General features: G+C 60.8%; 20 protein-coding genes and 2 pseudogenes. 7 read left to right on the top strand and 15 right to left on the bottom strand.

Annotation, left to right across the window (positions count from 1 at the left end; translation table 11 throughout):
* Window positions 1–20 precede the first annotated feature (20 nt).
* The 15 genes and pseudogenes from mdcH to pilG all read right to left on the bottom strand — a co-directional run bounded on the left by mdcH (window position 21) and on the right by pilG (window position 17,659).
* A complete protein-coding gene (gene mdcH / locus K0F75_RS21515; RefSeq protein ID WP_219063994.1) occupies window positions 21–956 on the bottom strand; it encodes a malonate decarboxylase subunit epsilon in 936 nt (311 codons plus the stop codon).
* On the bottom strand, window positions 953–1,597 hold the full coding sequence (locus K0F75_RS21510) for a malonate decarboxylase holo-ACP synthase (RefSeq protein WP_219063993.1): 645 nt from the start codon (window positions 1,595–1,597) through the stop codon (window positions 953–955). Before K0F75_RS21510 ends, mdcH begins: the two co-directional genes overlap by 4 nt.
* Window positions 1,598–2,401 (bottom strand): biotin-independent malonate decarboxylase subunit gamma, encoded by an 804-nt coding sequence (gene mdcE / locus K0F75_RS21505; protein ID WP_219064052.1) that lies wholly within the window; start codon window positions 2,399–2,401, stop codon window positions 1,598–1,600.
* Window positions 2,402–2,415: 14 nt separating this feature from the next.
* Window positions 2,416–3,267, bottom strand: a complete 852-nt coding sequence (locus tag K0F75_RS21500; protein ID WP_219063992.1) for a biotin-independent malonate decarboxylase subunit beta — start codon at window positions 3,265–3,267, stop codon at window positions 2,416–2,418.
* Window positions 3,260–3,559, bottom strand: coding sequence for a malonate decarboxylase subunit delta (locus K0F75_RS21495; RefSeq protein ID WP_219063991.1), 300 nt, complete (start codon window positions 3,557–3,559; stop codon window positions 3,260–3,262). The genes K0F75_RS21500 and K0F75_RS21495 overlap by 8 nt, the downstream gene beginning before the upstream one ends.
* Before the next feature lie 2 nt (window positions 3,560–3,561).
* On the bottom strand, window positions 3,562–4,437 hold the full coding sequence (locus K0F75_RS21490) for a triphosphoribosyl-dephospho-CoA synthase (protein WP_219063990.1): 876 nt from the start codon (window positions 4,435–4,437) through the stop codon (window positions 3,562–3,564).
* On the bottom strand, window positions 4,437–6,113 hold the full coding sequence (gene mdcA, locus K0F75_RS21485) for a malonate decarboxylase subunit alpha (RefSeq protein WP_219063989.1): 1,677 nt from the start codon (window positions 6,111–6,113) through the stop codon (window positions 4,437–4,439). The genes K0F75_RS21490 and mdcA overlap by 1 nt, the downstream gene beginning before the upstream one ends.
* 244 nt (window positions 6,114–6,357) lie before the next feature.
* Window positions 6,358–7,506 (bottom strand): Fic family protein, encoded by a 1,149-nt coding sequence (locus tag K0F75_RS21480; protein WP_219063988.1) that lies wholly within the window; start codon window positions 7,504–7,506, stop codon window positions 6,358–6,360.
* Between the two features lie 111 nt (window positions 7,507–7,617).
* Complete coding sequence (locus K0F75_RS21475; protein WP_219063987.1) at window positions 7,618–8,082, bottom strand: chemotaxis protein CheW; 465 nt, start codon at window positions 8,080–8,082, stop codon at window positions 7,618–7,620.
* Window positions 8,075–11,944: pseudogene (locus K0F75_RS26340) on the bottom strand (Hpt domain-containing protein); the annotation flags it as partial. The gene K0F75_RS21475 and the pseudogene K0F75_RS26340, both read right to left, overlap by 8 nt.
* An 81-nt stretch (window positions 11,945–12,025) precedes the next feature.
* Window positions 12,026–14,119, bottom strand: a pseudogene (locus K0F75_RS26335) (Hpt domain-containing protein); the annotation flags it as partial.
* A 49-nt stretch (window positions 14,120–14,168) separates the two neighbouring features.
* A complete protein-coding gene (locus tag K0F75_RS21465) occupies window positions 14,169–16,199 on the bottom strand; it encodes a methyl-accepting chemotaxis protein (protein WP_219063985.1) in 2,031 nt (676 codons plus the stop codon).
* Window positions 16,200–16,279: 80 nt separating this feature from the next.
* Window positions 16,280–16,819: a chemotaxis protein CheW gene (locus K0F75_RS21460; protein WP_219063984.1), complete on the bottom strand. Its 540-nt coding sequence runs from the start codon at window positions 16,817–16,819 to the stop codon at window positions 16,280–16,282.
* A 12-nt stretch (window positions 16,820–16,831) separates the two neighbouring features.
* Complete coding sequence (gene pilH, locus K0F75_RS21455; RefSeq protein WP_219063983.1) at window positions 16,832–17,197, bottom strand: twitching motility response regulator PilH; 366 nt, start codon at window positions 17,195–17,197, stop codon at window positions 16,832–16,834.
* 51 nt (window positions 17,198–17,248) lie between these two features.
* Window positions 17,249–17,659: a twitching motility response regulator PilG gene (gene pilG / locus K0F75_RS21450; protein WP_219063982.1), complete on the bottom strand. Its 411-nt coding sequence runs from the start codon at window positions 17,657–17,659 to the stop codon at window positions 17,249–17,251.
* Between the two features lie 260 nt (window positions 17,660–17,919).
* On the opposite strand from pilG, the gene gshB reads away from it, so the two are divergent.
* The 7 genes from gshB (at window position 17,920) to K0F75_RS21415 (ending at window position 23,883) form a co-directional block, all read left to right on the top strand.
* On the top strand, window positions 17,920–18,873 hold the full coding sequence (gene gshB, locus K0F75_RS21445) for a glutathione synthase (protein ID WP_219063981.1): 954 nt from the start codon (window positions 17,920–17,922) through the stop codon (window positions 18,871–18,873).
* A gap of 134 nt (window positions 18,874–19,007) precedes the next feature.
* Complete coding sequence (locus K0F75_RS21440) at window positions 19,008–19,907, top strand: energy transducer TonB (RefSeq protein WP_219063980.1); 900 nt, start codon at window positions 19,008–19,010, stop codon at window positions 19,905–19,907.
* Window positions 19,908–19,971: 64 nt separating this feature from the next.
* The gene (locus tag K0F75_RS21435; RefSeq protein ID WP_219063979.1) at window positions 19,972–20,541 is read left to right on the top strand and encodes a YqgE/AlgH family protein; all 570 of its coding nucleotides are present in this window, start codon (window positions 19,972–19,974) and stop codon (window positions 20,539–20,541) included.
* On the top strand, window positions 20,541–20,978 hold the full coding sequence (ruvX, locus tag K0F75_RS21430; RefSeq protein WP_219063978.1) for a Holliday junction resolvase RuvX: 438 nt from the start codon (window positions 20,541–20,543) through the stop codon (window positions 20,976–20,978). Before K0F75_RS21435 ends, ruvX begins: the two co-directional genes overlap by 1 nt.
* 94 nt (window positions 20,979–21,072) lie before the next feature.
* On the top strand, window positions 21,073–21,588 hold the full coding sequence (gene pyrR / locus K0F75_RS21425; RefSeq protein WP_219063977.1) for a bifunctional pyr operon transcriptional regulator/uracil phosphoribosyltransferase PyrR: 516 nt from the start codon (window positions 21,073–21,075) through the stop codon (window positions 21,586–21,588).
* Between the two features lie 22 nt (window positions 21,589–21,610).
* Window positions 21,611–22,615, top strand: coding sequence for an aspartate carbamoyltransferase catalytic subunit (locus tag K0F75_RS21420; RefSeq protein ID WP_219063976.1), 1,005 nt, complete (start codon window positions 21,611–21,613; stop codon window positions 22,613–22,615).
* Window positions 22,612–23,883: a dihydroorotase gene (locus K0F75_RS21415; protein ID WP_219063975.1), complete on the top strand. Its 1,272-nt coding sequence runs from the start codon at window positions 22,612–22,614 to the stop codon at window positions 23,881–23,883. Before K0F75_RS21420 ends, K0F75_RS21415 begins: the two co-directional genes overlap by 4 nt.
* The last annotated feature ends 162 nt before the right edge of the window (window positions 23,884–24,045 follow it).

Below are 24,045 nucleotides of genomic sequence, written 5' to 3'. Positions count from 1 at the left end.
CTTCGCAGCTGCCACACGGTTTATGGGTTGCGGGTTTCCTCCTCACGCAGCAGCGCACTCAGCGTATCCAGGCGAGCCCCTTGAAAGGCGACTGCCGCTCCTTGTTCAAACACTTTTCTGGCCAGGCCCGTCAACACGGTGCCTGGCGGTAACTCGATCTGTAGGCGTACGCCGCGCTCATACGCTGTTTGCACGGTGCCGCGCCAATCGATCACCCGGCACATGTTGAACGCCAGGTCATCGCGCACCTTGTCGGCGGTCAGCACCAACCGTGCAGTACTGCCGCTGAGATAGCGCAGGGTCGGTGCCTGCACCGACACCTTGGCAAAGGCCTCGGCCAACGCTGCGGCAGGCTGCTCCAACAAGGCGCAATGGGACGGCACGCTGACCGCCAAGCGCTTGACCGCCGAAGCGCCGTTGTTTTTCGCACGCTCGGCGACCGCTGCCATCGCACTTTCGCTGCCCGCGATCACCCACTGGTTATCGGCATTGATGTTGGCCAGATAAACGGGGGTGGCCGGGCTATGAACCTGCCCGATCAACGCTTCGACAGCAGGTTGATCCAGCCCCATGATTGCGGTCATGCCGTAACCATGAGGGTAAGCGCTCTGCATCAGTTCGCCGCGCAAGGCCACCAGACGCACGGCATCGCCAAACGCCAGCGACCCGGCAATCACCGCCGCTGGATAAGCGCCGATAGACAAGCCTGCTACGTAGTCGGGGACGCTCGCGCGCTCGATCAGCACGCGGGCACAGGCCACACCGGCAATCAATAAACACAACTGCACGGCGCGGCTATCGGCCAAGGCTTCAACCGAATCGAGTGCCAGTACCTCTTCACCCAGTGCGTCGCTGGCCTGGCGCAGGCAATCGCGGACCAGCGCTTCATCCGGCAACCGATGCAGCATGTGCGGCTGTTGCGCGCCCTGGCCAGGAAACACCATGAGGCTGCTCATGCGGCGTACTCGCTCAACCGCCAAGGATCGCTGAGCAGGCACGCGCCCTCAGCGGTTTTAAGCAGGACCTTGCGCGCCGACCCGGCCCACTCGCGCAAGACCACACCACCGCTTGGGAGTTGTAATTGCAGATCGATCCGGCAGCCCGTCCTCGTCGTCGCTGCATCCAATACGCGGACCAGCTCGGCCGCCTGCTCGCGGCTGAAAAACTGAGGCGTGCGCAGAATCAAATCAAGGTCGCTGTCACGGTGCAGCGCAGCCAACCCGCTGGCCAGTTCAAAACCGGCACTGCCGCTGACGCCCCACACCAGCCCAAGGTCTTCCATCAGAGACCGAACCTGAGCCAGCGCTCGCAGCGCAGGCCAGTCGCGACCTTCCTGACTCTTCACATGAATGAGTTGCTCGGGCTGCACTTGGCGTTGGACATCTGCGCACTTGATCAGCGTGGCGTAGCGTTGTTCGCGCTGCTGACCGCGAACGCCGACCGCGATCTGATCCTTAGCGCACACCGCGCGACGCACCACCACCGGATGGCCAAGGCTCAGCGCCTCGGCAACCCAGCCCGGCGCATCCTCAGCCAGCGCGTGCACAGGCAAACCCCAGAGCAAGTCGTGAGGTCGCACAGCGACAAGGACGTTCATTTACCACTGCGCCCGGAGCAATTCACGCACCTTGGCAGACGCCGCACGATTGCTCGCACCCAGGCGACTGCTCAGGTCAGTGCCGGTCGCTTGCACGTCCTTGATCGCCAGTGTCAGGCACGCCTGAACATGATCGATGTCTTGCGCCGTCGGTTGCTCGATCTGGCTGACGGACAGACTTTCCCACAGCAAACCGAGGGTCGCGTAACTGTCGATGTCGTAGGCCATCGGCGGCACGCTGGCGGCCAGTTTTTCCAGTTCCTCAACAGTGCGCAAAGTGACCCGAGCCGCTGAAGCCTTGCCCATCGCATGCACCATCACGCCGGGATCGCGCAGGGCAATCAGGCGGTTGGCCTGATAACCATGGGCCAGAAATGCACCGGACATGGCCTTGCCCACCAGCAGGGCAATCACCGGATGCCCAGCCAGACGGGCACGCGCATAGCTATCGACCGCACCGGCGAGGGCTTGATGAATGCCCAGTGCTTCTTCGCGCCGACCGTACGCCTGGCTCGGCACATCGACGATGACGATCAAGGCGCGTTTGTGCTCACTGCGCTGATCCAGCTGTATCGCGTCGTCCACCGCCTTGGCCAAACCCCAGCCTTCGAGCAGCCCGACTTCGCCGTTGCGCGCCCGAGGGAAACGGTTTTCAGGGTCAGCGACCACCGCCAGAAAACGTGCCGGCTCATCGCCCAGCACGCCGTCGGCCACCTTGAGCGATGCAGGCAAACCCGCGACCTCAGACGCTGCGCCACTCAACGCCAAAAACCAGTGCAACCCGCGCTGCGAATACTCGCTCATGGTTACGTGCTCGCTCATGGCTGTTCTCCTTGATAAAGGGTGCGCACCGTCTGTGGATCGATTTGGGGTGCTGTGTCCAGCTGCGCCAGGCGCTGCAGAAACAGTGCGTATTGACCGCTACGTTGCTGTTCAGGCAAGCCCTGCTTGAGCCAGGTATCGACCTGGCGCTGAATGCTCGTCACATCATCTATCGAGAAACCATCTGCCAAGCCGCTTGCGAAGCGTTGTTCACCCCCGGTCAGGCTCCAGATAAAAGGTCGGTTGCGCGAGTCGTACTCTTCGATGCCCGCTTCCTGCTCGATCACCTGCGGTCCGTTCAAACCCAGACGCGCCTCGCGAGTCACCACTATATAACTGCATAGGCCGGCAGCGATGGACATCCCGCCGAAGCAGCCAACGCTCCCGGCGATCACGCCAATCACCGGCTGGTACTGGCGCAAATCGACAATCGCCGCGTGGATATCAGCAATCGCCGCCAGCCCAAGATTGGCTTCTTGCAAGCGCACACCACCGGTTTCCAGGAGCAACACGGCAGCGGTTGGAATGCCGTTACGGTTGTCCTCGGCGGCCAGTTCCAGCGCACCCGCAATCTTGGCCCCGCCGACTTCGCCGAGGCTGCCACCCTGAAACGCGCCTTCAATGGCTGCGATGACCACTGGCAGGCCGCCGATAGAACCTTTGGCGATCACCACGCCATCATCGGCCTGCGGCACAACGCCTTGCTTGGCCAGCCAAGGCGACATCATCCGCGCGAAGGGGTCGAGCAACTCACGAAAGCTTCCGGCATCCAGTATGGCGCGGGCACGCTGGCGAGCGTTGAGTTCGACGAAGCTGTGCTGACGCAATAAACGGGCGTTGTCAGTCATGACCGATCTCCTCGAAACCTTGCTCCAGACGCAACCGCACCACACCCGGCGTCGCGCCGAAATCATGAATATCGATGGCCAGCGCTGGCGGCAATTGCCCGTCGAACATGCGCTCGAACAAGTGCTGCCAACGGGCCGCACTGCCGTTGACTGATGTCACGACCTGTATCGATAGCTTGCCCGGCTGACCCGGCTCAAGCAGCGCTTCCAGATCACCCGAACCGACACAACCCACCAACGCGCGCCTCAGGGGCGGCTGCCCGGCAGGGAATTCAAAAGACAGGGTTTCCATGATCAAAAAATCCTCGATTGGTCGCCGAGCCCAGGCTCAAGGCTATCGATAAACAGGCACGCGGCGAGCAGGTCCGCAGCGCCACCCGGCGATGCGTTCAGGCTCAATAGCTGTTGATCCAGTTCATGCAGGCAACGCCGACCATCGAGGCTGGCGCTGCCGCCGGAATCCAGGACCCTTTGCGCGCCGAATTGCATGGCTTCAAGTCCCGGCTGACCGGCGCGGTACAGCACGCAGGTGTCGGCCAGGGTGGTCATGATCGCCAGCAGGGCATCGAGTCGTGCGTTCTGTTCGCCGTGCCCGGCGGCGCGGCTGCGTTGCAATTGCGGCAGGCCATGCTGGATCACGGCTGGAAAGCCCAACTGCGCCTGTTCCCGAGCGCCTCGTGCGCCATAACGCTGGGCGACGTTGGCACCGTGGCTGTTCTGCAACGGCGAATGGCGGTCATCGATCAACGCCAGTTTCGCAGCCCGCAGACTCACACCCGCCGCCGTGCAATGGCCCGGTTCCAGCGCCACCGCCGTCACCAGCAAACCCAAGGCCCAGATCGCCCCGCGATGGGTGTTCACGCCACCGGTGGTGTGCAGCATCGCCACTTCACCTTCGCGACCGATCCGCCCCACGGCCTCGCGCAGTGGCTGACCAACGACGCCAAATTCAAGGGCGGCTTCGGCCATGTGCTTGAACGCCGGCCACAACGACAGCGCAGAAGCGTGCATCAAGCCCAGGTGCAGATCCTGATGCGCGCCACTGCCGCGACGGTCGACCAACGCCGGTTTCGGCGACAGGTCTGCTTCATCGATCAGCGCATCCACGGCCAGGTCAGCCAGGCGGTCGGCCAACGAAACAACGACAGGTTTCAGGTTGAGTGCGCGCATCACCAACTCCTGAATTGGGCAGGTGGGTTGTACAAGCCGCCAGACCACTCGACCAGGTCGGCAACGCTTTTCGCAGCGAGCAATTCGCGGCTGGCGTCGGTACGGCGGATGCCCAAATCTTCGGGCAAGGCGATCAAGCCTTCGCGGCGCATGCGCGCTGTGTCTTTAGGGTTGTGACGCATGCCGATGGCCGTCACCCCTGCGACCGCCGCGATCATCGCCTGACGTTCTTCCAGGGTCCGCGCCTTGTACAGATAGGCGATGCCTTCTTCTGTGAGCAAGTGGGTCACGTCATCGCCGTAGATCATGATCGGCGCCAGCGGCATGCCGCTCTTCTTCGCCACGTCGATTGCATCCAGGGTCTCGACGAACGTGGGTTTGCCGCCTTCCTGGAAGGTCTCGACCATCTGCACCACCAGCTTCTTGCCGCGCTCAAGGTAAGCGGCCGGGCCGTCACCGGTCTGCTGACGCATGTCCAGCCAGGCCGGGGTCGCATGGCGGCGGCCATGCGGGTCATGGCCCATGTTCGGTGCGCCGCCGAAACCGGCCAGGCGCCCACGGGTCACAGTCGAAGAGTGACCATCGCCATCCACCTGCAACGTCGCGCCGATAAACAGGTCCACCGCGTACTGACCGGCCAGCTGGCAAATCATCCGGTTGGAGCGCAGCGAGCCATCACGGCCGGTAAAGAACACGTCAGGCCGCGCCGCAATATAGTTTTCCATGCCCAACTCAGTGCCGAAACAATGGATGCTTTCGACCCAGCCACTTTCGATGGCCGGAATCAGCGTTGGGTGCGGGTTGAGGGTCCAGTTGCGACAGATTTTGCCTTTCAGACCCAGGGACTCGCCGTAAGTGGGCAAAATCAGTTCAATGGCGGCCGTGTTGAAACCGATGCCGTGGTTCAGCGACTGCACATTATGTTTTTCATAAATGCCACGAATCGCCATCATCGCCATCAACACATGCACAGGCTTGATGTGGCGTGGGTCACGGGTGAACAGCGGCTCGATGTAAAACGGTTGGTCAGCCACCACCACAAAGTCGACCCAGGACGCTGGAATGTCGACCCGAGGCAGGTCGCTGACATCGTCCACCAACTGATTGACCTGGAAGATTACGATGCCATCGCTAAACGCTGCCGGCTCGACCAGTGCCGGGGTGTCCTCAGTACTGGGACCGGTGTAAATGTTACCGGCACGGTCCGCCATGAAGCCAGCCGCCAACACCACGTTGGGGATCAGGTCGACCACCAGCCGTGAGTACAATTCGATGTAGGTATGGATGGCGCCAATTTCCAGCAAGCCATCTTCCAGTAACTGGCTGATGCGCAGGCTTTGCGTGCCCGCGAAGGAAAAATCCAGCTTGCGGGCGATGCCGCGTTCGAACAGATCCAGGTGCTCGGACCGGCCAACGCTGGGCATGATCATGTGCAGATCATGCAACTTGGCCGGATCGACCTTGGCCAGGGAACGGGAAAGAAAATCTGCCTGTTTCTGGTTGTTGCCTTCAAGCACCACGCGGTCGCCGGAGACCAACAAGGCCTCCAGCGCGGCGACGATATTCTCGGTCGGCAACACCACGCCATCGGCGAGAGACCGCACCTGCTCGAGTCGCCGCTGCTTTTCGCTGCGCCGACGCGACCAGCGCGGATCGGGTGTATTTATTATTGTCATGCTCACTCCACGCGTTTTCGCTGTCGTGAGCCACCTTATGAGCGAATGGTGAAGCGCATCAATCAAGCAACGGATGAAATCATTACGGTTGGAGTAATGATTTCATTGCCGCAGGAAGGCCGTGCCGGCCAGAAGCAGATCTGCGGTTTATCGAAAATCTATTGTAGGAGCGCGCTTGCCCGCGAAAAGGTCGGCACGAGCGTCCGGGGCCAGCGAGATCAAACATTCGCTTGGACCCCGTGAATCAAAACGCCCAGTTGATCTGATACCGAGTGCTGCGCCCGCCGCCCGGGAGTTTCTCCAGACAGCCTTTTTCCAACAGATCACTGAGATGCCGAGTGGCGGTGGCCTTACTCACTTTCGCAACGGCCTGATACTGCGCAGCGCTAATGCCCGCGTCGAAACCCGCAGCAGGTTTATCAACCAACACATCCCCGTCGAGTAAACGGTTGAGCACTTTAATTTGCTCGGCAGAGAGCCCGTGCTCGCGATGTTGCTGCCAATAGCGCGCCTTGGCCAGGACTCGGTCAATGCGCTTTATGGCCTGCTCCAGCGTATGCAGCAACGTGTGCAGAAACCACTCCAGCCATGGCGTGATATCCAGCGTAGCCTTTTGACTGTCTTCGAGAATGCGGTAATAGGATTGTCGTGCGCTGAGAATGCTTGCCGACATCGCATAAAAGCGAATGGATTGGTCTTCGCCCTGAGCCAAAGCAAGGTCGGTGATTGCGCGGGTCAAACGACCATTTCCATCGTCGAACGGGTGCACCGTCACGAACCAGAAATGCGCGATGCCCGCGCGCAACAACGGGTCGAGACCGGCGTCTGTACGACTGCTGTTGAACCACGCGAGGAAACGAGCGAGCTGCACGTCCAGCCCTGCTCGTGGTGGGGCCTCAAAGTGCACGGTAGGCCGGTCCAGCCTTCCAGACACCACTTGCATCGCCTCTTCGCCGCGCAAGGTGCCGACGCGGATACCACGCGTCAGCACCGTTTCTTCCGCAGGAAAGAGCAACGTATGCCAGTGCAACAAACGCTCAAGGGTCAAGGGCGACAGGTGTTGCCGGGTGGCATCAAGCATCAGCTCCGCCAAACCCTCGCTGCGTTGACTGACACGCTGATCCCCCGTTAAACCCAGGCGACGCGCCAGAGAAGAGCGCACAGACCCTGCATTCAGCTGCTCACCTTCAATGGCCGATGAGGTAATGATGTTCTGCAGCAACGTATCCAGTTCGGTCTGCGCGCTGGCATCCACCCCTGCCGCACCGATCATTCCCAGCAACCGCCCCTGAGCCTGCGAACACCCCCGTAACAACGGCGCGAGCCGATCAGCCTGCCATGTGAAATACGGCCAGTCGGGTTGCTGCCAGATCCAGTCGGTGGGTTCGTTCATGGGTCGTCCTGAAACGTGTGAGCCGAATAAAAGCGTTATTCGGCTCATTCGGTGAGCCGATTGTGCGATTTATTCGGCTCATCGTCTATATCGCAGGCAAGCCCACACCGTCTAAACCAGCCCCGCCGCCACCAACAATTCCTCCAGGCCCACCAGGTCCGGGATTTTCGCGACGGTGTCGCCGACTTGCACCGCTGCCAGTTCCAGTTCGGCCAAGGGCACGTCGACGTAGCTGAGTTGGCTGTCGAGCTTGCAGGAACGAGGAATACCCTGGGTCAGCAGCGCTATGAACTCAAGGTCGGCGCGGCCACCCAGGGCGTTGAGGACGACGATACGGGCCCGGCCGCCGACACGGGTGCGACTGCCGCAGGTGGCTTCGAAGCTGAGCAGCGGCAAGGTGCGGTTACGCCAGTAAATCGGTCCCAGGTACCAGATGGGTGCATCGGGTTCGGCGTTGCTGTCCTGATAGTCGATCAGTTCCGCCACGGCGACGTTGGGCACCAGCAGGTTGCGGTCGCCCAGGGGCAGCAGCAACCCCGTCAGGGTGGTCAGCTGGCTGGGGGTTGCGCTAGACATGTACCGGACTCCATTGGGCGATGCTTTCCAGCAATACTGACTCCTGATACGGCTTGCTCAGGTAGTCGTTAACGCCAATAGCCATGGCGTGGTCGCGGTGTTTTTGCCCGGAGCGGGACGTGATCATGATGATCGGCAGGTCTTTGAGCCGGTCGTCATTGCGGATCTTGCTGGCGACTTCAAAGCCGTCCATGCGCGGCATTTCGATGTCCAGCAGCAGGATGTCGGGGGTGTGTTCCTGCAACAGCGCCATGGCGTCAATCCCGTCTTTGGCCGTCAGCACGCTCATGCCGTTGCGCTCGAGCAGACGACTGGTGACCTTGCGCACCGTCACCGAGTCGTCCACCACCATCACCAACAACGGACGGGTTTGTTCGACCTCGATGAACTTCGGTGCGCTTTGGCCGGCGGCTTGCTGCGCTTGCAGACGACCATACAAGGCGCGGATATGCGCGGGCAGGTCGAGAATGAACACCACGCGCCCATCGCCAAGAATGGTCGCGCCGGAAATGCCCTGCACCCCGGCGAATTGCGCACCAAGGCTTTTCACCACGATTTCCCGCGAGCCCGCCAGCGCATCCACCTGCACCGCCACCCAATGGTCGTGCACATGCACCAACAGCACGGGCAACGGCTGGGTCTGGCCGAGCAGTTTGGCGGGCAGGCCATTGTTCAGCAGCTCGCCGAGGTAGCGCAGCTCATAGCTGCGTTCGGCGAACTGGTAGCGTGGAGGATCGGACTGGTAACAGGCTTCCAGTTCGCCGGGCATAACCCGCACGATGCCTTCGACCGTATTGAGCGGCACCGCGTATTGCTCTTCGCCGCACTGCACCATCAACGCCCGGTTGACCGACACGGTGAACGGTAAACGAATTTGAAAGCACGTGCCCTGCCCCGGCGTCGAGTCGATGACCATTGAGCCGCCAAGCTGTTTGACCTCGGCGTGCACCACGTCCATGCCCACGCCGCGACCGGAGATCTGGGTGACTTTTTCGGCCGTGGAAAAACCGGCCTGGAGGATAAACTGGAGCAACTCGTAATCACTCAGTTCGGCATCCGCTTCCATCAAGCCACGCTTTATGGCTTTGCGGCGCACGGCCTCGAGATCAATACCGCCGCCATCGTCACGCATCTCGATGACGATATCGCCGCCTTCGTGAACCATGCTTAGGCTGATCCGGCCCTCTTGCGGCTTGCCTATGGCACGGCGCTCTTCGGCACTTTCCAGACCGTGATCGATGGCGTTACGCAGCATATGTTCCAGCGGCGCGACCATGCGCTCCAGCACGCTACGGTCCATTTCACCTTCTGCGTCGCCCACGTCGAAGCGAACCTGTTTATCCAGCTCACCGGAGACCTGGCGCACGATCCGCCGCAAACGTGGAAGCAAGCGCTCGAACGGCACCATGCGCGTGCGCATCAGGCTTTCCTGCAACTCCGTATTGACTCGCGCCTGTTGGGACAACAGCGCTTTCGCGTCGTGATTTCGGGTGTCGAGGGTTTCTTTAAGGTCGAGCAAGTCGGAAGCGGACTCGAACAAGGCCCGTGAAAGCTGCTGCAACTGCGAATGACGGTCCATTTCCAGCGGATCGAACTCTTCATAGCCCAAGCGCTCGGCTTGCACCTGTTCGCGGCTGAGAATTCGGCCCTGGGTTTCGATGTCCAAGCGCCGCAACTGGTCGCGCATGCGCTCGATGGTGGTTTCCATCTCAACCAGCGTGACATGGGCATCGCTGACTTGCTGTTCGATACGCTCCCGGAAGATCGACGTTTCACCCGCCAGATTGACCAGGCTTTCCAGCTGTTCGGCCGCCACTTTGACCATTTCCGGCGGGGTGCGCTCAGCCTCGGCTTCGGCCGTCGAAGACGCTGCCGCAGCGTTGGAGGGGGCTGGCTCGCGCGGCGCATCGTCCAGTGTCGCTTTGGCGGTGAGCGACCCCAAACCGTTTGGGCTGCTGAAACGATGGATGCTCTCGATCAACAACGTGGCGCTGGGCAGCGGATGCCGCGCACGCACGGCGTCAAGCATTGCAGCCAACAGGTCGTGCCCACTTTGCAGCAAGCTGATCAGCAGTGGATTACTGTGCAGCACGCCGGCGGACAGACCTTCATAGAGAAATTCCAGTTCATGGGCGAGGTCGCCAATCGGGGCGATTTCCACCATCCGTGCGCCGCCCTTGAGGGTGTGCAGGTCACGCAGCAGGTTTTCCACTTCAACCGTGTTTTGCGGCTCATCCTGCCAACGGGCCAAGGCACCACCGGAGCTTTCGACAATGTCGAAGCCTTCTTCAAGGAAGATCTCCAGCAATTCAGGGTCGCGCTCTTCGAGGATATCGACCGCTGATCTGGCGGGTTTCGGCTCGACGTCAGGGCGTGAGCCTTGGCCAGTGCCCTGGCGAAAATCACGGATATCCTCGATCAACTCAACCGGACTGCTAAGCGGCTGATGGTCTTGTAATTGCTCCAGCAGGGTCGCGAGCAGGTCGTGGCTTTGCAGCAGCAGATCAGCCAATGCGGACGAGTGACAGTAGCGGCGGTCGATCAAACCTTCATAGAGAGACTCAAGCTCATGACCCAGATCGCCCACGGGGCCGATTCCAGCCATGCGTGCGCCACCCTTGAGGGTGTGCAAATCGCGTTGCAGCGATGACAGCGGCAACGGGTTGTCCGGGTCGGACAGCCAACGGTGCAATGCCTGCCCGGCGCTGTCGAGAATATCCACCGCCTCTTCAAGGAAGATTTCCACGATCTCGTCATCGAGGCCGCTTAGCGGTGCATCGGTTTCTCCGGACGTCGGCACAGAGGGCTGAACCGCGGGTTCAACCGCCTGTTCAATCGCGAGTTGCTCGGTCGCGGCATTCAGTTCGGTGATGCTCAGCGCGCGGTTACCGTCGCTTTTGATCAGGCCCATGGCGCCAGGGTCGAGGGCTTGATCGAGCAATTCGCGCAAGGCCCGAATGCGTTCCGGGCTGGCATCCACCTCTTGGCCTGCCGCCACTTGATCAAGCATGTTGATCAGGGCTTCATGTGCGCTTTCAACCTCATGAAAGAAGCGCTCGCTGACCGCCAGACTGCTTTCTTCAACCGCGCCATACAGGTCCAGCAGTGCCTCGCACAGCTCATCCACCTGCGGCAGATCGGCCATGTGTGCGCCGTGACCCAGGGTGGTCAACTCGTCAAGCAGGGCGCTCAATTCCTGGCGCTCGCCGGGATGCTGCTGCCAGCGCTGCAACAGGCTTTCGGCATCAAGCAGAATGTCCATGCCCTCGGCCAGAAACGTCGCGATCAATTGCGGATTGCGCTTGATGCGCAGGCCGTTGCTCGGTGCGCTAAGGGCAGCCGCCAGGCGGATGTCCAGCAGCGAATGCGCCTCGTCGATCAGCGCCGCTGCGCCCGCGATGGCAGCCAGAGGGTCGCTGTCGAGCTGGACCAGGCCCTGACGAAACAAGGGTTCGGCGGCCTTCAGTAGCTGAATTTCTGCCTGCCTCAGCGGAATCAGATTGGATTTGAACTCGAGGACCAACTGATCCAGGGGTCTGGCCAACTCGGCGATGGGCAACACGCCCGCCATGTAAGCGCTGCCTTTGAGCGTGTGCAGGGCGCGCTGCAGGTCATCGCTGATGGGCGGTGACACGGCTTCGGTGGCGCTGTCGAGAAAGCGATTGAGCGTGTCGAGATGGCTTCGCGCTTCCTGACGGAAAATCTCCAGCAAGTGCGGGTCCAGCGCCTCATCGTTGACGTTGACGGTATGGGCCATGACCGCAGCGATGAGCACCTCTTCGCCCTTGGCCAGCGCGTGGGCACAGGCAGCCAACAGGTCGACATCATCACGCTGACGCTGAGCATTGTCGGCGAATTCGCGAATAACCTCAGGCAACAAGGCCAGCACGTCAGCCAGCAAATGCCGAACGCGCTGATCGGGTTTGACGCTGTTCTCCATGATCCGGTTGAGCAGGTTCTCCGCTGACCAGGCCAACTCGCCGAGGATCAGCGCACGGACCATCCGCCCGCTGCCTTTGAGAGTATGGAACGCCCGGCGCACTTCGGTCAGCGCGGCCGTGTCACGAGGGTCCTCGAACCATTGTGGCAAGTGCTCATGAAGCGCCACCAACACCTCATCGGTCTCTTCGAGAAACACCTCAAGCAGCTCGTCGTCCACCCGCTCTTCATCGGCGGGCGGCGGCAGCAGGCTGGTCGGCACATAAAGAGCCGGCGGATTAACTGCCGAAATTGGACTGGCAAGCACTTGGGCGATGGTCTGCGTCGGGCTGACCAGCTCCTGACGAGCCTGCAACTCAAGCAACTCGTCCTGACTGATCACCTCATCGAGCAGCGGCACCTCGACAGCGGCGTCCGGCATCGGTGAATACCCGAGACCCTCCAGACTGGACTGAGCCCGGTCGAGCACTTGCTCACCCGGTGCTTCGTGATCCTGGCCCAAACGCTCCAGGTAATACTCAATACTGGTGAGGGCGTCTGCCAGGCCATCAAGCTGAGCCCAGGTTGGTGGCGTGTTGTCCTCCAGCAAATGCGCCTGAATGTACTCGTTGCAAGCCGCGAGCAGGCTTGCCGCTCGCGCCAGCGGAATCATCGCCAGTGCCCCGCGTACCTGCACCAGCAGCGCGGGTAAAGGCTCGAGCCGCTGCCGATCCCAGGGGCCGTCGATATAATCGATGATCATGTCCTTGGCCTGCTGCAACCCGATACGCGCCTCTTTGATCACCAGTTGATGGATCTCGGTCAGGTCTGTCGTTGGCAAACGGCTGTCTTCGCGGTGCGTCTGCTCCACGGTGCCGACCATCCCGGCCAGGGTCGCTTCGACGTATAGAAGTGCGCCAGCGACATCCATCAACGCAGAGTCATCGGCTTCGCGTTGGCCCTGAGCCAAACCCAGGACAACCGCCAATTGGTCGATGATGACTTTACGCGGCTGACCGAAGCCAAGGACGGCCAAGGTATCCGCGACCTGTTGCAGCGGCGGCAGCAGGCTGTTGAGTTCGCCAACGTGCTTGCGGTCGCTGCGCACGAAGACGTCCAGGCGCTCTTTGACCCTCACCAGCTCCTCGCATAACGCGACCACCACCGAGCGCATCGCATCGCGATCCGGGCCCGCCAGCCGCGCACGTTCTTCGTCGACCAACGCGGTATCGGGCAGGGATTCGGCGAGGCCGTATTGATCTTTGAGCAGCAGCATGGGCGGCGCCTGACTGTCGGATTTGGCGATGTAAAACAACAGGCTCTTGAGCAACTCATCCGGCGCCGGCTGATTGATTGCGCTGATGCCCTGCTCAAGCAAGCGCTTGAGTTCCTTGTCAGACTCTTTGAGCAGACCGCGCAGCGCCGGGCTATTGGTGAACTGGCCGTCCGCCATGGTTTCGACCAGCGCCGACGCGATCTGCCACAACAGGCCGAGCGGCGCGTCTTTGCACAATGCCTCAAGGCGGCTAAACACTTTGGCCATGTGACCGAGGTTGGTCTGCACCTCCTGCTCACGCAGTAAACCGACCAACGCCGTTTGGAGCATTTGCCGCAACTTGCGCAGCAACGCCGCAAGGTCCGGGCTGTCGAGCCTGGCCAACGCGTGCGCGTCGAGTTCGGGAACGCAGAGCAGCTGCGGGGCAAACAGGCTGGTTTCCGACAGCAGGCTCTCGCCTCGGGCGCTGCGTAAATCATTCAACAGCGGCAGCACTACAAGCGGCAAATCGCGTCTGGCGGTATGGATGCGTTCGAGGTAAACCGGCATCTGCACCATCGCCTGCGTCAGCAAATATACGGCTTCGGCCTGTTGCGCCACGCGGCCTTGCTGCAACGCCAGCGCCAACTGCTCAATTTCTTCGGCGAGCAGCGCCGCGCCATAGAACTCGATCATTTGCAGGCTGCCGTGCACCTGATGCACACAGCTCAGGCACTCGACCATCGCGGCCGGGTCCTGTGGGTGGGCGACAAACGCTTCGAGGGCTTGGCGGGCCTGTTTGAGCGTTTCGGCAATTTCGCCCTTGACCCATTCGAGGGCCACGTAGTCGTGCCGATCAGCCATAACAACTCCAGTCATTACCTATTATTTACCCAGGTGTTCAACCCGGGCCTTACGACGGCGGCAACGTAAAACCAGACACCGAACGCCGCATCTCGCTGGCCATTTTCGCCAGGTTGCCGATACTTTCCGCCGTGGCCGTGGTGCCAGACGTCGTTTGTGTCGTGGTCTGGTGAATCACGCTCATGGTCCGGGAAATCTGCCCCGCAGAGGACGCCTGCTGCTGCGCAGCGTTGGTGATGCTCTGAATCAACGCCGCGAGGGTTTTCGAAACACCCTCGATTTCCTCCAGCGCCACCCCGGCATCCTGCGCCAGTCGGGCGCCGCGCACCACTTCACTGGTCGTCTGCTCCATGGAGATGACCGCCTCGTTGGTGTCGTTCTGAATCGCCCGAACCAGGGTTTCAATCTGCTTGGTGGCCGACGAAGAGCGCTCCGCCAGCCGTTGCACTTCATCGGCAACCACCGCGAAGCCACGTCCGGCATCCCCAGCCATCGAAGCTTGTATCGCCGCATTGAGGGCCAGAATATTGGTTTGATCGGCAATATCATCGATCAAGCTGACAATATCGCCGATTTCCTGAGAAGACTCGCCCAAACGCTTGATCCGCTTGGAGGTGTCCTGAATCTGCTCACGGATGTTGTCCATGCCGTTAATGGTGTTGTGCACCACCTCGTTGCCTTTATTGGCAATGGCCACCGACCGCTCTGCCACCGCCGAAGACTCCGACGCATTGGCCGAGACCTCATCGATGGAAATCGCCATGTTATTGATCGCGGTCGAGGCTGCGGCAATCTGCAACGCCTGATGCTCGGACGCCGCCGCCAATTGCATGGCCGTGGTCTGAGTGTCTGCCACCGCTGACGCGACTTGCTCCGCAGTCAGGTTGATCGTGGCCACCAGGTCGCGCAACTGGTCGATGGAGTAATTGATCGAGTCGGCAATCGCCCCGGTGAAGTCTTCGGTCACGGACGCGGCGACCCTCAGATCACCGTCGGCGAGGTTTTCGATCTCATCGAGCAGACGCATGATCGCGTGCTGATTACGCTCGTTCTTCTCGGCGGTTTCGCGCAACTGGCGGTTGGTTTCACGCACCATCACGATGCCGATCAGGATGATCGACATCAACGCCAGCAGGCCCAGCAGGTAGCCGCCGATGCTGTGCATCGAACGCCCGCTGGCCAGGTGCTCAAAATGATCGGCCAGCACCGACGCTTCGTCGAGCAGGGTTTGCGAGGTGGTGAAGATAGTACTGGCCGATTCACGCACTTGAAGCAGCTCGGGCGAGGTTTCGAGGATTTCATCCACGGAGCCTGAAACGAACTGGAACAGCTCGGCAATTTCGGTCAGGCGTACGCGGGAATCGTGGTCCTGGACCTGAGTGATTTTCATCACCGGATTGCCTTCAATCATGCCATTGAGCACGCGGCCAAACAGGCTCGCGTCGCGACCGAACGCATCGGCGGCCTGCACTGCGGTGTCATCCCCGGACAGTACAGTGTTGACCGAACCGAGAATCCGCTCAGCCAACAGCGACTGACGCTGAGCCACCGCCACCTGACTGGCCGGTGCATGATTTTGCAGAAGGCTGTCGACGACTTTTTCGTACTCGACCTGCAACTGCGGAATGGTTTCGGCCAGGGTTGCCGCCACTTGATGCAGGGACAGGACAGTCTGTTCACTGGCGACAATCACGTCGGTGCTCTTGCGCAGACTCTCCCAGTCCTTCTGCACGGCCTGCATTTCCTCACGCACGGCTGACGGGGCCGACGGTAGCCCGGTGGCCTTGTCACCTTTTTTCAGGTAGCCCCAACGCAGATCAAAATCGTTGCGGGCATCGGCCAACAGTTTGAACGCAGGCGCCTTGCCGGCGGCGGCTTCGGAGGCATTTTTGGCGATTCGCTGAGACAACACGCGCAGCTCGCCCGCGTGGCCGATGTACTGTTTATCGTAATTCGACTGAGTGTTGAGGTAGGCGAAGTTAGCGAACAGCAACATGATGAAAATGATCAGGGCGACAAACAGCACAACAATCTGCGACCGACTGCGCGCACCCTCCAACGACCTACCTGTCTTGCTCATTATTCAGGCCCCCGCCTGGCCAGCGACATCTATTCATCCCTGAAATAAAAAAGGGCCCGTCGAGGCCCACCGAAAAAACGTTACAGCGCTACATCCATGAAGCCCGGTGATTGCGCCAGCGCATGCGGGCTGAATACCAACCAGGCCTGTTCACGCAAGAATTGCCCCTGAATGAACGGAGCGACCCCCGCATCGAACGCGACAAGTGGCTCAGGCATCAAGCTGCGTTGACTGAAATGCTGCACACCCAGCACTTCATCGACCATCAGCCCGGCGAACACATCTTGATGATCGACCACCAGCACGCGCCGCTGCTTTCGCACAGGCGACAACTCATGATCAAAAAATGCACACAGATCCATGATCGGCAGCAACCGCCCCCGCAAGTTGGCCACGCCCTTGACCCAGGGCTTTACCCCAGGCAATACGGAGCAACGCGGCTCATGCAGGATCTCGCTGATCTCCCCCATGGGCGCCACATAACACTGCTCGCCCATGCGAAAACCGATCCCGCTCCAGTCTTGCTGTCGCGTCTCCTGCAAAGGCAGACCGGCCGCGAGGGAGCGACAGCGCTGATCGATTTCAAGGAGCAACTGGAAGGCGGTTTTCGACTCGGCCATGAGTGCGGACCGTCAGCCGGCCAATACCGCATTCAGGGTTTTCATCAGGGTGTCTTCATCCACCGGCTTGGTCAGGTAGTCACGCGCGCCCTGGCGCTTGCCCCAGACTTTGTCGGTTTCCTGATCCTTGGTCGTGATGATGATCACCGGAATCATGTTGGTGTCAGCGTCTTTAGTCAGTTGGCGCGTGGCCTGGAAACCATTGAGGCCGGGCATCACGATATCCATGAGCACCGCGTCGGGTTTTTCCTGACGGGCCAAGGCAACGCCATCAGCGCCGTTTTCGGCTTTCAGGACGTGATGACCGTGCTTCTCCAGCATGCCGGTCAACTTGTACATTTCAGTCGGCGAATCATCGACGATCAGAATTCGAGCCATGGTATTCCCCATACGCAATGGATGCTCTCGACCCGCCAGGGTCACAGGGCATCAAGATACTTGTTGTTCTACTGCAACGAACTCCGGCACATGGGCCTTGATCGCGTTCAGTAGTTCTTCCTTGCTGAAAGGCTTGGTCAGAAACTGGTCTGAGCCGACTATTCGGCCCTTGGCCTTGTCGAACAGGCCGTCCCTGGAGGACAGCATGATCACCGGCGTTGACTTGAACGCCCGGTTATTCTTGATCAGTGCACAGGTCTGATAGCCATCCAGGCGCGGCATCATGATGTCGACGAAAATGATTCGCGGGTGATTGTCGGCGATCTTCGCCAGCGCATCGAACCCGTCTATCGCGGTGATGACCTCGCAACCGACGTTCTTTAATAGCGTCTCTGCGGTGCGGCGAATCGTCTTCGAATCGTCGATGATCATCACTTTCAAAGCTGTGGAATGCTGTTCCATGTTTGCTCTACCATCGCCGCGGCGAGTCGATTTGCTGCGTTGTGCCCGGCGTCTACAGGCTGACATGGAGCTACCATGAGCCCCCAGCCCCTTAATTAGCGGGGCCCAAGGCCAAGTGCCGAGCCTTTTTAGCACACTCTCCAGACGCAATCCATAAAGCCCGACGCTGCGTGCTTGCCTCTTGACCCAGCGCATGCACGGCGCCACCCTGACGCCTATTTTCAGGCCCAAGCGGCCCTTACCGACAGAGGATATTGCCCATGAGCGTTCGCCTAGGGATTGTCATGGACCCCATCGAGGACATCTCCTATAAAAAGGACAGCTCGCTGGCCATGCTCCTTGCCGCCCAGGATCGCGGTTGGTCGCTGTTCTATATGGAACAGCACGATTTGTACCAGAACGCCGGCCAGGCACGTGCCCGGATGAAGCCACTGAAAGTCTTCGCCGACCCCGAGCACTGGTTCGAACTGGAAGCTGAGGTCGACAGCGGCCTGGATGACCTCGACGTGATCCTGATGCGCAAGGATCCGCCGTTCAACATGGAGTTCGTGTACTCCACGTACCTGCTCGAACAGGCCGAGCGTGCCGGCGTGCTGGTGGTCAACCGCCCTCAGAGCCTGCGTGACTGCAACGAGAAGCTGTTTGCCACGCTGTTCCCGCAATGCACGCCGCCGACCCTGGTCAGCCGCCGCATGGACATCTTGCGTGAATTCGCCGAACTGCATGGCGATGTGATCCTCAAACCGCTGGACGGCATGGGTGGCACATCCATCTTCCGCCACCGCGAGGGCGATCCCAACCTGTCGGTGACCCTCGAAATCCTGACGGCCAATGGCACGCAGCAGATTATGGCCCAAGGCTATCTGCCTGCGATCAAGGACGGCGACAAACGCATTCTGATGATTGACGGCGAGCCTGTGCCTTACTGCCTCGCACGTATTCCGGCCGCTGGCGAAACCCGTGGCAACCTGGCCGCCGGTGGTCGTGGCGAGGCCCGCCCCTTGACCCCGCACGACCGCTGGATCGCGGCCGAAGTCGGCCCGACACTGCGCGAAAGAGGCCTGCTGTTCGTTGGTATCGACATCATTGGCGAGCACCTGACCGAAATCAACGTCACCAGCCCGACGTGCATTCGTGAAATCGACAATGCATACGGCACCAACATTGCGTCCATGCTGATGGATGCCATCGAGAAGAAGCTCAAGGCCCGATAAACGTTATCCCCGGCCTGATCCCCGTGCAGGTTGCACAGGAGTCAGCCCGATCCGGCCAGCTCCAGACCAGCGCACACCGCAGTCTTTGCGACAGTGCGCTATCATGCGCGGCTTGTGAAAATGTTGGACTGTTGATGAAAGCTTTGGCCGACGATCTGCCCCCTGAACTCGCCCGTGCCGGCGTGCGCCCGGCTGATCGGCTTGGGTTTACCCTGATGATTGCAGCGCTGATCCACGTAGCGCTGATCCTTGGTGTGGGCTTCGCTTACGTCAAACCGCCTGACATCAGCAAAACCCTGGAAATCACCCTCGCCACCTTCAAAAGCGAAGCCCCACCGAAAAAAGCCGATTTTCTCGCTCAGGATAATCAGCAGGGCAGCGGCACGCTGGACAAGAAGGCGATCCCCAAGACTACCGAACTGGCGCCATTTCAGGACACCAAGATCAACAAGGTGACGCCGCCCCCTGCCGCCAAACCGGTGGAAAAGCAGGTAGCACCGAAAACAGCGGTCGCGACTACCGCGCAGAAAACCCAGAAAACCGTGACCAAGCGCGAAGAGGTCAAGCAAGAGCCCGCCGTCAAGGCCGCACCGACCTTCGACAGCTCGCAGCTGACCAGCGAAATTTCCAGCCTGGAAGCCGAACTCTCCAACGAACAACAGTTGTACGCCAAGCGCCCGAAGATCCATCGCCTCAGCGCTGCGTCGACCATGCGCGACAAAGGCGCCTGGTATAAAGAAGACTGGCGTAAAAAAATCGAACGGATAGGCAATCTCAACTATCCCGAAGAAGCGCGGCGCAACCAGGTGTACGGTAATTTGCGGATGATGGTGTCGATCAACCGCGACGGCTCCCTGTTCGAAATATTAGTGCTGGAGTCGTCCGGTCAGCCGCTGCTCGATCAAGCGGCGCAACGTATTGTGCGATTGGCGGCGCCTTTTGCGCCGTTCACCGGCGATCTGGCCGACATCGACCGGCTGGAGATCATTCGCACCTGGCGTTTCGCCCGTGGCGATAAGCTGTCCAGCAACTGAAGACCTGAAAACCTATCACATTAGCCAGTTGTCAGGCCCGCCGGGCAGCGCCACACTAGGGCTCATGAAAAACGTCCCCGCAAGCTACCTCAAGCATCACTTCCTGATTGCCATGCCGCACATGGCCGATCCGAATTTTGCGCAAACCTTGACCTACATCGTCGAGCACAACGCAGATGGCGCCATGGGCCTGGTGATCAACCGTCCACAAAGCCTGACGCTGGCGGACATTCTTGAGCAACTGCGCCCCGAAATCGAACCGCCGTTGCGCTGCCAACACATCCCGATTCATTCCGGTGGCCCGGTGCAAACCGATCGCGGTTTTGTCCTGCACCCGAGCGGACCGGAATTTCAGGCAACGGTCGAACTCGGCGGCCTCGCGCTGTCGACGTCTCAGGATGTGCTGTTCTCTATCGCTGACGGCTACGGCCCGGACCAACATGTGATCACCCTCGGGTATGCGGGCTGGGAAGCCGGGCAACTGGACGCCGAGCTGGCCGCCAACATCTGGCTGACCTGCCCGTTCGACCCAGCCATCCTGTTCGACATCCCGAGTGAGCATCGCCTCCATGCGGCGGCGGCCGTTCTGGGCGTCAATCTCAGCTTGCTGACCAGTCAGGCGGGCCACGCCTGATGGCTTTACGTCTTTTGCTGGGCTTCGATTACGGCACCAAACAGATCGGCGTTGCCGTTGGCCAGGTGATTACCGGCCAGGCCCGCGAGCTGTGCATCTTGAAAGCGCAGAACGGCATCCCGGACTGGGACAAGGTCGAAGCATTGATCCGCGAATGGAAGCCCGACGCCATTGTCGTCGGTCTGCCACTGAACATGGACGGCACGCCGAGCGACATGAGCGCCCGCGCTGAAAAGTTCTCGCGTCGACTCAACGGCCGCTACAACCTGCCGGTGTATACCCACGACGAGCGCCTGACCACCTTTGAAGCCAAGGGCGAGCGTCTGTCCCGTGGCGGGCAGAAAGGCAGTTATCGCGACAACCCGGTGGACGCCATTGCTGCCGCGCTGTTGTTGCAGGGCTGGCTGGATGCCAACGGCGCCCTGTTCGACGCGTGACCGCTTTATCGATCTCTTTATTGAAAGAATAGACATCCAGTTTTCAGCCTGAGCAACCTGCGTGAAAGACGCTCAGGCCCCTGAAGGAGCAACCATGAGCCTGCCCAATCCCGCCGCACTGATCAGCCAGATGGCCATTGATCTGAAGGCCTATCTGAGCCAGCGCAACATCACTGAACCGCGTTATATCGGCATTCGCACGGGTGGCATCTGGGTCGCGCAGGCGTTGCTTGAAGCACTGGGCAGCCAGTCGCCGCTGGGCACACTGGACGTGTCCTTCTACCGCGACGATTTCAGCCAGAACGGCTTGCACCCGCAAGTGCGACCCTCGGCCCTGCCGTTCGAGATCGAAGGCCAGCACCTGGTCCTGATCGATGACGTGCTGATGAGCGGTCGGACCATCCGCGCTGCGCTCAACGAACTGTTCGATTACGGTCGTCCGGTCAGTGTGACCCTGGTCTGCCTGCTCGACCTTAACGCCGGGGAGCTGCCGATTCGCCCCAACGTGGTCGGTGCCACCCTGTCGCTGGCGCCCGATGAGCGGGTAAAATTGCTCGGCCCCGCGCCGCTCGCACTTGAATACCAGAACCTCTCCGCCGCCGCCCTCTAGCCCTTAATAAAGAGTCCTTGCGATGACGCCTATCGACGCCAAGCGCCCACTGCAGCTCAATCATCAGGGCCAGCTGCGCCACTTTCTTTCGCTCGACGGTTTGCCCCGCGAGTTACTCACCGAAATTCTCGACACCGCCGACTCCTTTCTGGAAGTCGGCGCCCGGGCGGTAAAGAAAGTCCCGCTGCTGCGCGGCAAGACGGTGTGCAACGTGTTCTTCGAGAACTCGACCCGCACCCGCACCACGTTCGAACTGGCTGCCCAACGGCTGTCGGCCGACGTGATCACCCTGAATGTCTCGACTTCGTCCACCAGCAAGGGCGAAACGCTGTTCGACACCCTGCGCAACCTTGAAGCGATGGCCGCCGACATGTTCGTCGTGCGTCATGGCGACTCGGGCGCCGCGCACTTCATCGCCGAACATGTCTGCCCGGAGGTCGCGATCATCAACGGTGGCGACGGCCGCCATGCGCACCCGACCCAGGGCATGCTCGACATGCTCACCATCCGTCGGCACAAGGGTGGTTTCGAAAACCTCTCCGTGGCCATCGTTGGTGACATCCTGCACTCGCGGGTGGCGCGCTCGAACATGATTGCGCTCAAAGCCCTCGGCTGCCCGGACATCCGCGTAGTCGCGCCGAAAACCTTGTTGCCGGTGGGCGTCGAGCAGTACGGGGTCAAGGTCTACACCGACCTGGCTGCCGGCCTCAAAGACGTCGACGTGGTGATCATGCTGCGCCTGCAACGCGAACGCATGCAGGGCGGTCTGTTGCCCAGCGAAGGTGAGTTCTACCGCCTGTTCGGCCTGACCACCGCACGTCTGGCCGGCGCCAAACCGGACGTCATTGTCATGCACCCAGGCCCGATCAACCGCGGCGTGGAGATCGAGTCGGCAGTGGCCGACGGCGCCCATTCGGTGATCCTCAACCAGGTCACCTACGGCATCGCAATACGCATGGCTGTGCTGTCCATGGCCATGAGCGGGCAAACCGCACAACGTCAATTCGAGCAGGAGAACGCCCAGTGAAGCTCAGCATCCTCGGCGCTCGCGTCATCGACCCCACCAGCGGTCTGGACAACGTCATTGATCTGCACCTGGAAGCCGGCAAGATTATCGCCCTCGGCGAGGCTCCAGCAGGTTTCGTTGCCAGCCAGACGATTGAGGCCAAGGGCCTGGTCGCCGCACCCGGTCTGGTCGACCTCAACGTAGCCCTGCGCGAACCGGGCTACAGCCGTAAAGGCACAATCGCCAGTGAGACCCAAGCCGCAGCAGCCGGCGGCGTCACCAGCCTGTGCTGCCCGCCACGGACCAAACCGGTGCTCGACACCTCCGCCGTGGCCGAGCTGATCATCGACCGCGCACGCGAAGCCGGCAATTGCAAAGTGTTCCCTATCGGCGCCTTCAGCAAGGGTCTGGAAGGTGAGCAACTGGCCGAGCTGATTGCCTTGCGCGATGCGGGCTGCGTCGCCTTCGGCAATGGCCTGGACAGCTTTCGCAATACCCGGACGTTGTGTCGGGCACTGGAATACGCCGCGACATTCGACCTGACGGTGATTTTCCATTCTCAGGACCGCGATCTGGCTGAAGGTGGCCTGGCCCATGAAGGCCCTACTGCCAGCTTCCTCGGCTTGCCGGGCATTCCCGAGACTGCCGAAACAGTGGCCTTGGCTCGGGATCTGCTGCTGGTGGAACAAAGCGGCGTGCGCGCGCACTTCAGCCAATTGACCAGTGCGCGCGGTGTGGAACTGATCGCTCAGGCGCAGGCCCGTGGGCTGCCGGTCACGGCCGACGTGGCGATGTATCAGCTTATCCTCACCGATGAAGCGCTGATCGACTTCTCCAGCCTGTACCACGTCCAGCCGCCGCTGCGCACCCGCGCCGACCGCGATGGCCTGCGTGAAGCCGTGAAGTCCGGGGTGGTTCAAGCCATCTCCAGCCATCACCAACCCCATGAACGCGACGCCAAGCTGGCCCCGTTCGGTGCGACCGAGCCGGGCATCAGCAGCGTTGAGCTGCTATTGCCGCTGGCGATGACGTTGGTCGCAGACGGCCTGCTCGACCTGCCAACCCTGCTGGCACGCCTCAGCGCTGGCCCTGCGGCGGCCTTGCGCCTGCCTGCCGGTCAATTGCGTGTCGGTGCGCCAGCGGATCTGGTGCTGTTCGACCCGACGGCTTCTACTGTTGTTGGCGAGAAATGGCTGTCCAAAGGCGAAAACTGCCCATTCCTTGGCCACTGCCTGCCGGGGGCCGTGCGCTACACCCTGGTGGATGGACGGATCAGCTACAGCAGCTGATTGGGTCTTGATCGCGGTGCGTCAGATGCACCGCTTAAACTGCTTCGCAGCGGGACACGTAGTCTTGCAACTATGCGTCCCGCTGCGAAGCAGTCATCAACTCACCCCGCTACCCAACGCTCCCTTCACCTGATCCAACAACCCCATCTTCGATTCGTCAGG

The sequence above is a fragment of the Pseudomonas sp. UMAB-08 genome (assembly GCF_900095225.1).
Taxonomy (GTDB): Bacteria; Pseudomonadota; Gammaproteobacteria; order Pseudomonadales; family Pseudomonadaceae; genus Aquipseudomonas.
The sequence above is the reverse complement of the archived record's forward strand: the minus strand, read 5'-3'. Positions and strand labels throughout refer to the sequence as shown.

Bases quoted from the DNA above. Each gene is read 5' to 3' on its own strand.
- mdcH (WP_219063994.1), bottom strand. From the start codon at position 956: ATGAGCAGCCTCATGGTGTTTCCTGGCCAGGGCGCGCAACAGCCGCAC.
- K0F75_RS21510 (WP_219063993.1), bottom strand. From the start codon at position 1,597: ATGAACGTCCTTGTCGCTGTGCGACCTCACGACTTGCTCTGGGGTTTG.
- mdcE (WP_219064052.1), bottom strand. From the start codon at position 2,401: ATGAGCGAGTATTCGCAGCGCGGGTTGCACTGGTTTTTGGCGTTGAGT.
- K0F75_RS21500 (WP_219063992.1), bottom strand. From the start codon at position 3,267: ATGACTGACAACGCCCGTTTATTGCGTCAGCACAGCTTCGTCGAACTC.
- K0F75_RS21495 (WP_219063991.1), bottom strand. From the start codon at position 3,559: ATGGAAACCCTGTCTTTTGAATTCCCTGCCGGGCAGCCGCCCCTGAGG.
- K0F75_RS21490 (WP_219063990.1), bottom strand. From the start codon at position 4,437: ATGCGCGCACTCAACCTGAAACCTGTCGTTGTTTCGTTGGCCGACCGC.
- mdcA (WP_219063989.1), bottom strand. From the start codon at position 6,113: ATGACAATAATAAATACACCCGATCCGCGCTGGTCGCGTCGGCGCAGC.
- K0F75_RS21480 (WP_219063988.1), bottom strand. From the start codon at position 7,506: ATGAACGAACCCACCGACTGGATCTGGCAGCAACCCGACTGGCCGTAT.
- K0F75_RS21475 (WP_219063987.1), bottom strand. From the start codon at position 8,082: ATGTCTAGCGCAACCCCCAGCCAGCTGACCACCCTGACGGGGTTGCTG.
- K0F75_RS21465 (WP_219063985.1), bottom strand. From the start codon at position 16,199: ATGAGCAAGACAGGTAGGTCGTTGGAGGGTGCGCGCAGTCGGTCGCAG.
- K0F75_RS21460 (WP_219063984.1), bottom strand. From the start codon at position 16,819: ATGGCCGAGTCGAAAACCGCCTTCCAGTTGCTCCTTGAAATCGATCAG.
- pilH (WP_219063983.1), bottom strand. From the start codon at position 17,197: ATGGCTCGAATTCTGATCGTCGATGATTCGCCGACTGAAATGTACAAG.
- pilG (WP_219063982.1), bottom strand. From the start codon at position 17,659: ATGGAACAGCATTCCACAGCTTTGAAAGTGATGATCATCGACGATTCG.
- gshB (WP_219063981.1), top strand. From the start codon at position 17,920: ATGAGCGTTCGCCTAGGGATTGTCATGGACCCCATCGAGGACATCTCC.
- K0F75_RS21440 (WP_219063980.1), top strand. From the start codon at position 19,008: ATGAAAGCTTTGGCCGACGATCTGCCCCCTGAACTCGCCCGTGCCGGC.
- K0F75_RS21435 (WP_219063979.1), top strand. From the start codon at position 19,972: ATGAAAAACGTCCCCGCAAGCTACCTCAAGCATCACTTCCTGATTGCC.
- ruvX (WP_219063978.1), top strand. From the start codon at position 20,541: ATGGCTTTACGTCTTTTGCTGGGCTTCGATTACGGCACCAAACAGATC.
- pyrR (WP_219063977.1), top strand. From the start codon at position 21,073: ATGAGCCTGCCCAATCCCGCCGCACTGATCAGCCAGATGGCCATTGAT.
- K0F75_RS21420 (WP_219063976.1), top strand. From the start codon at position 21,611: ATGACGCCTATCGACGCCAAGCGCCCACTGCAGCTCAATCATCAGGGC.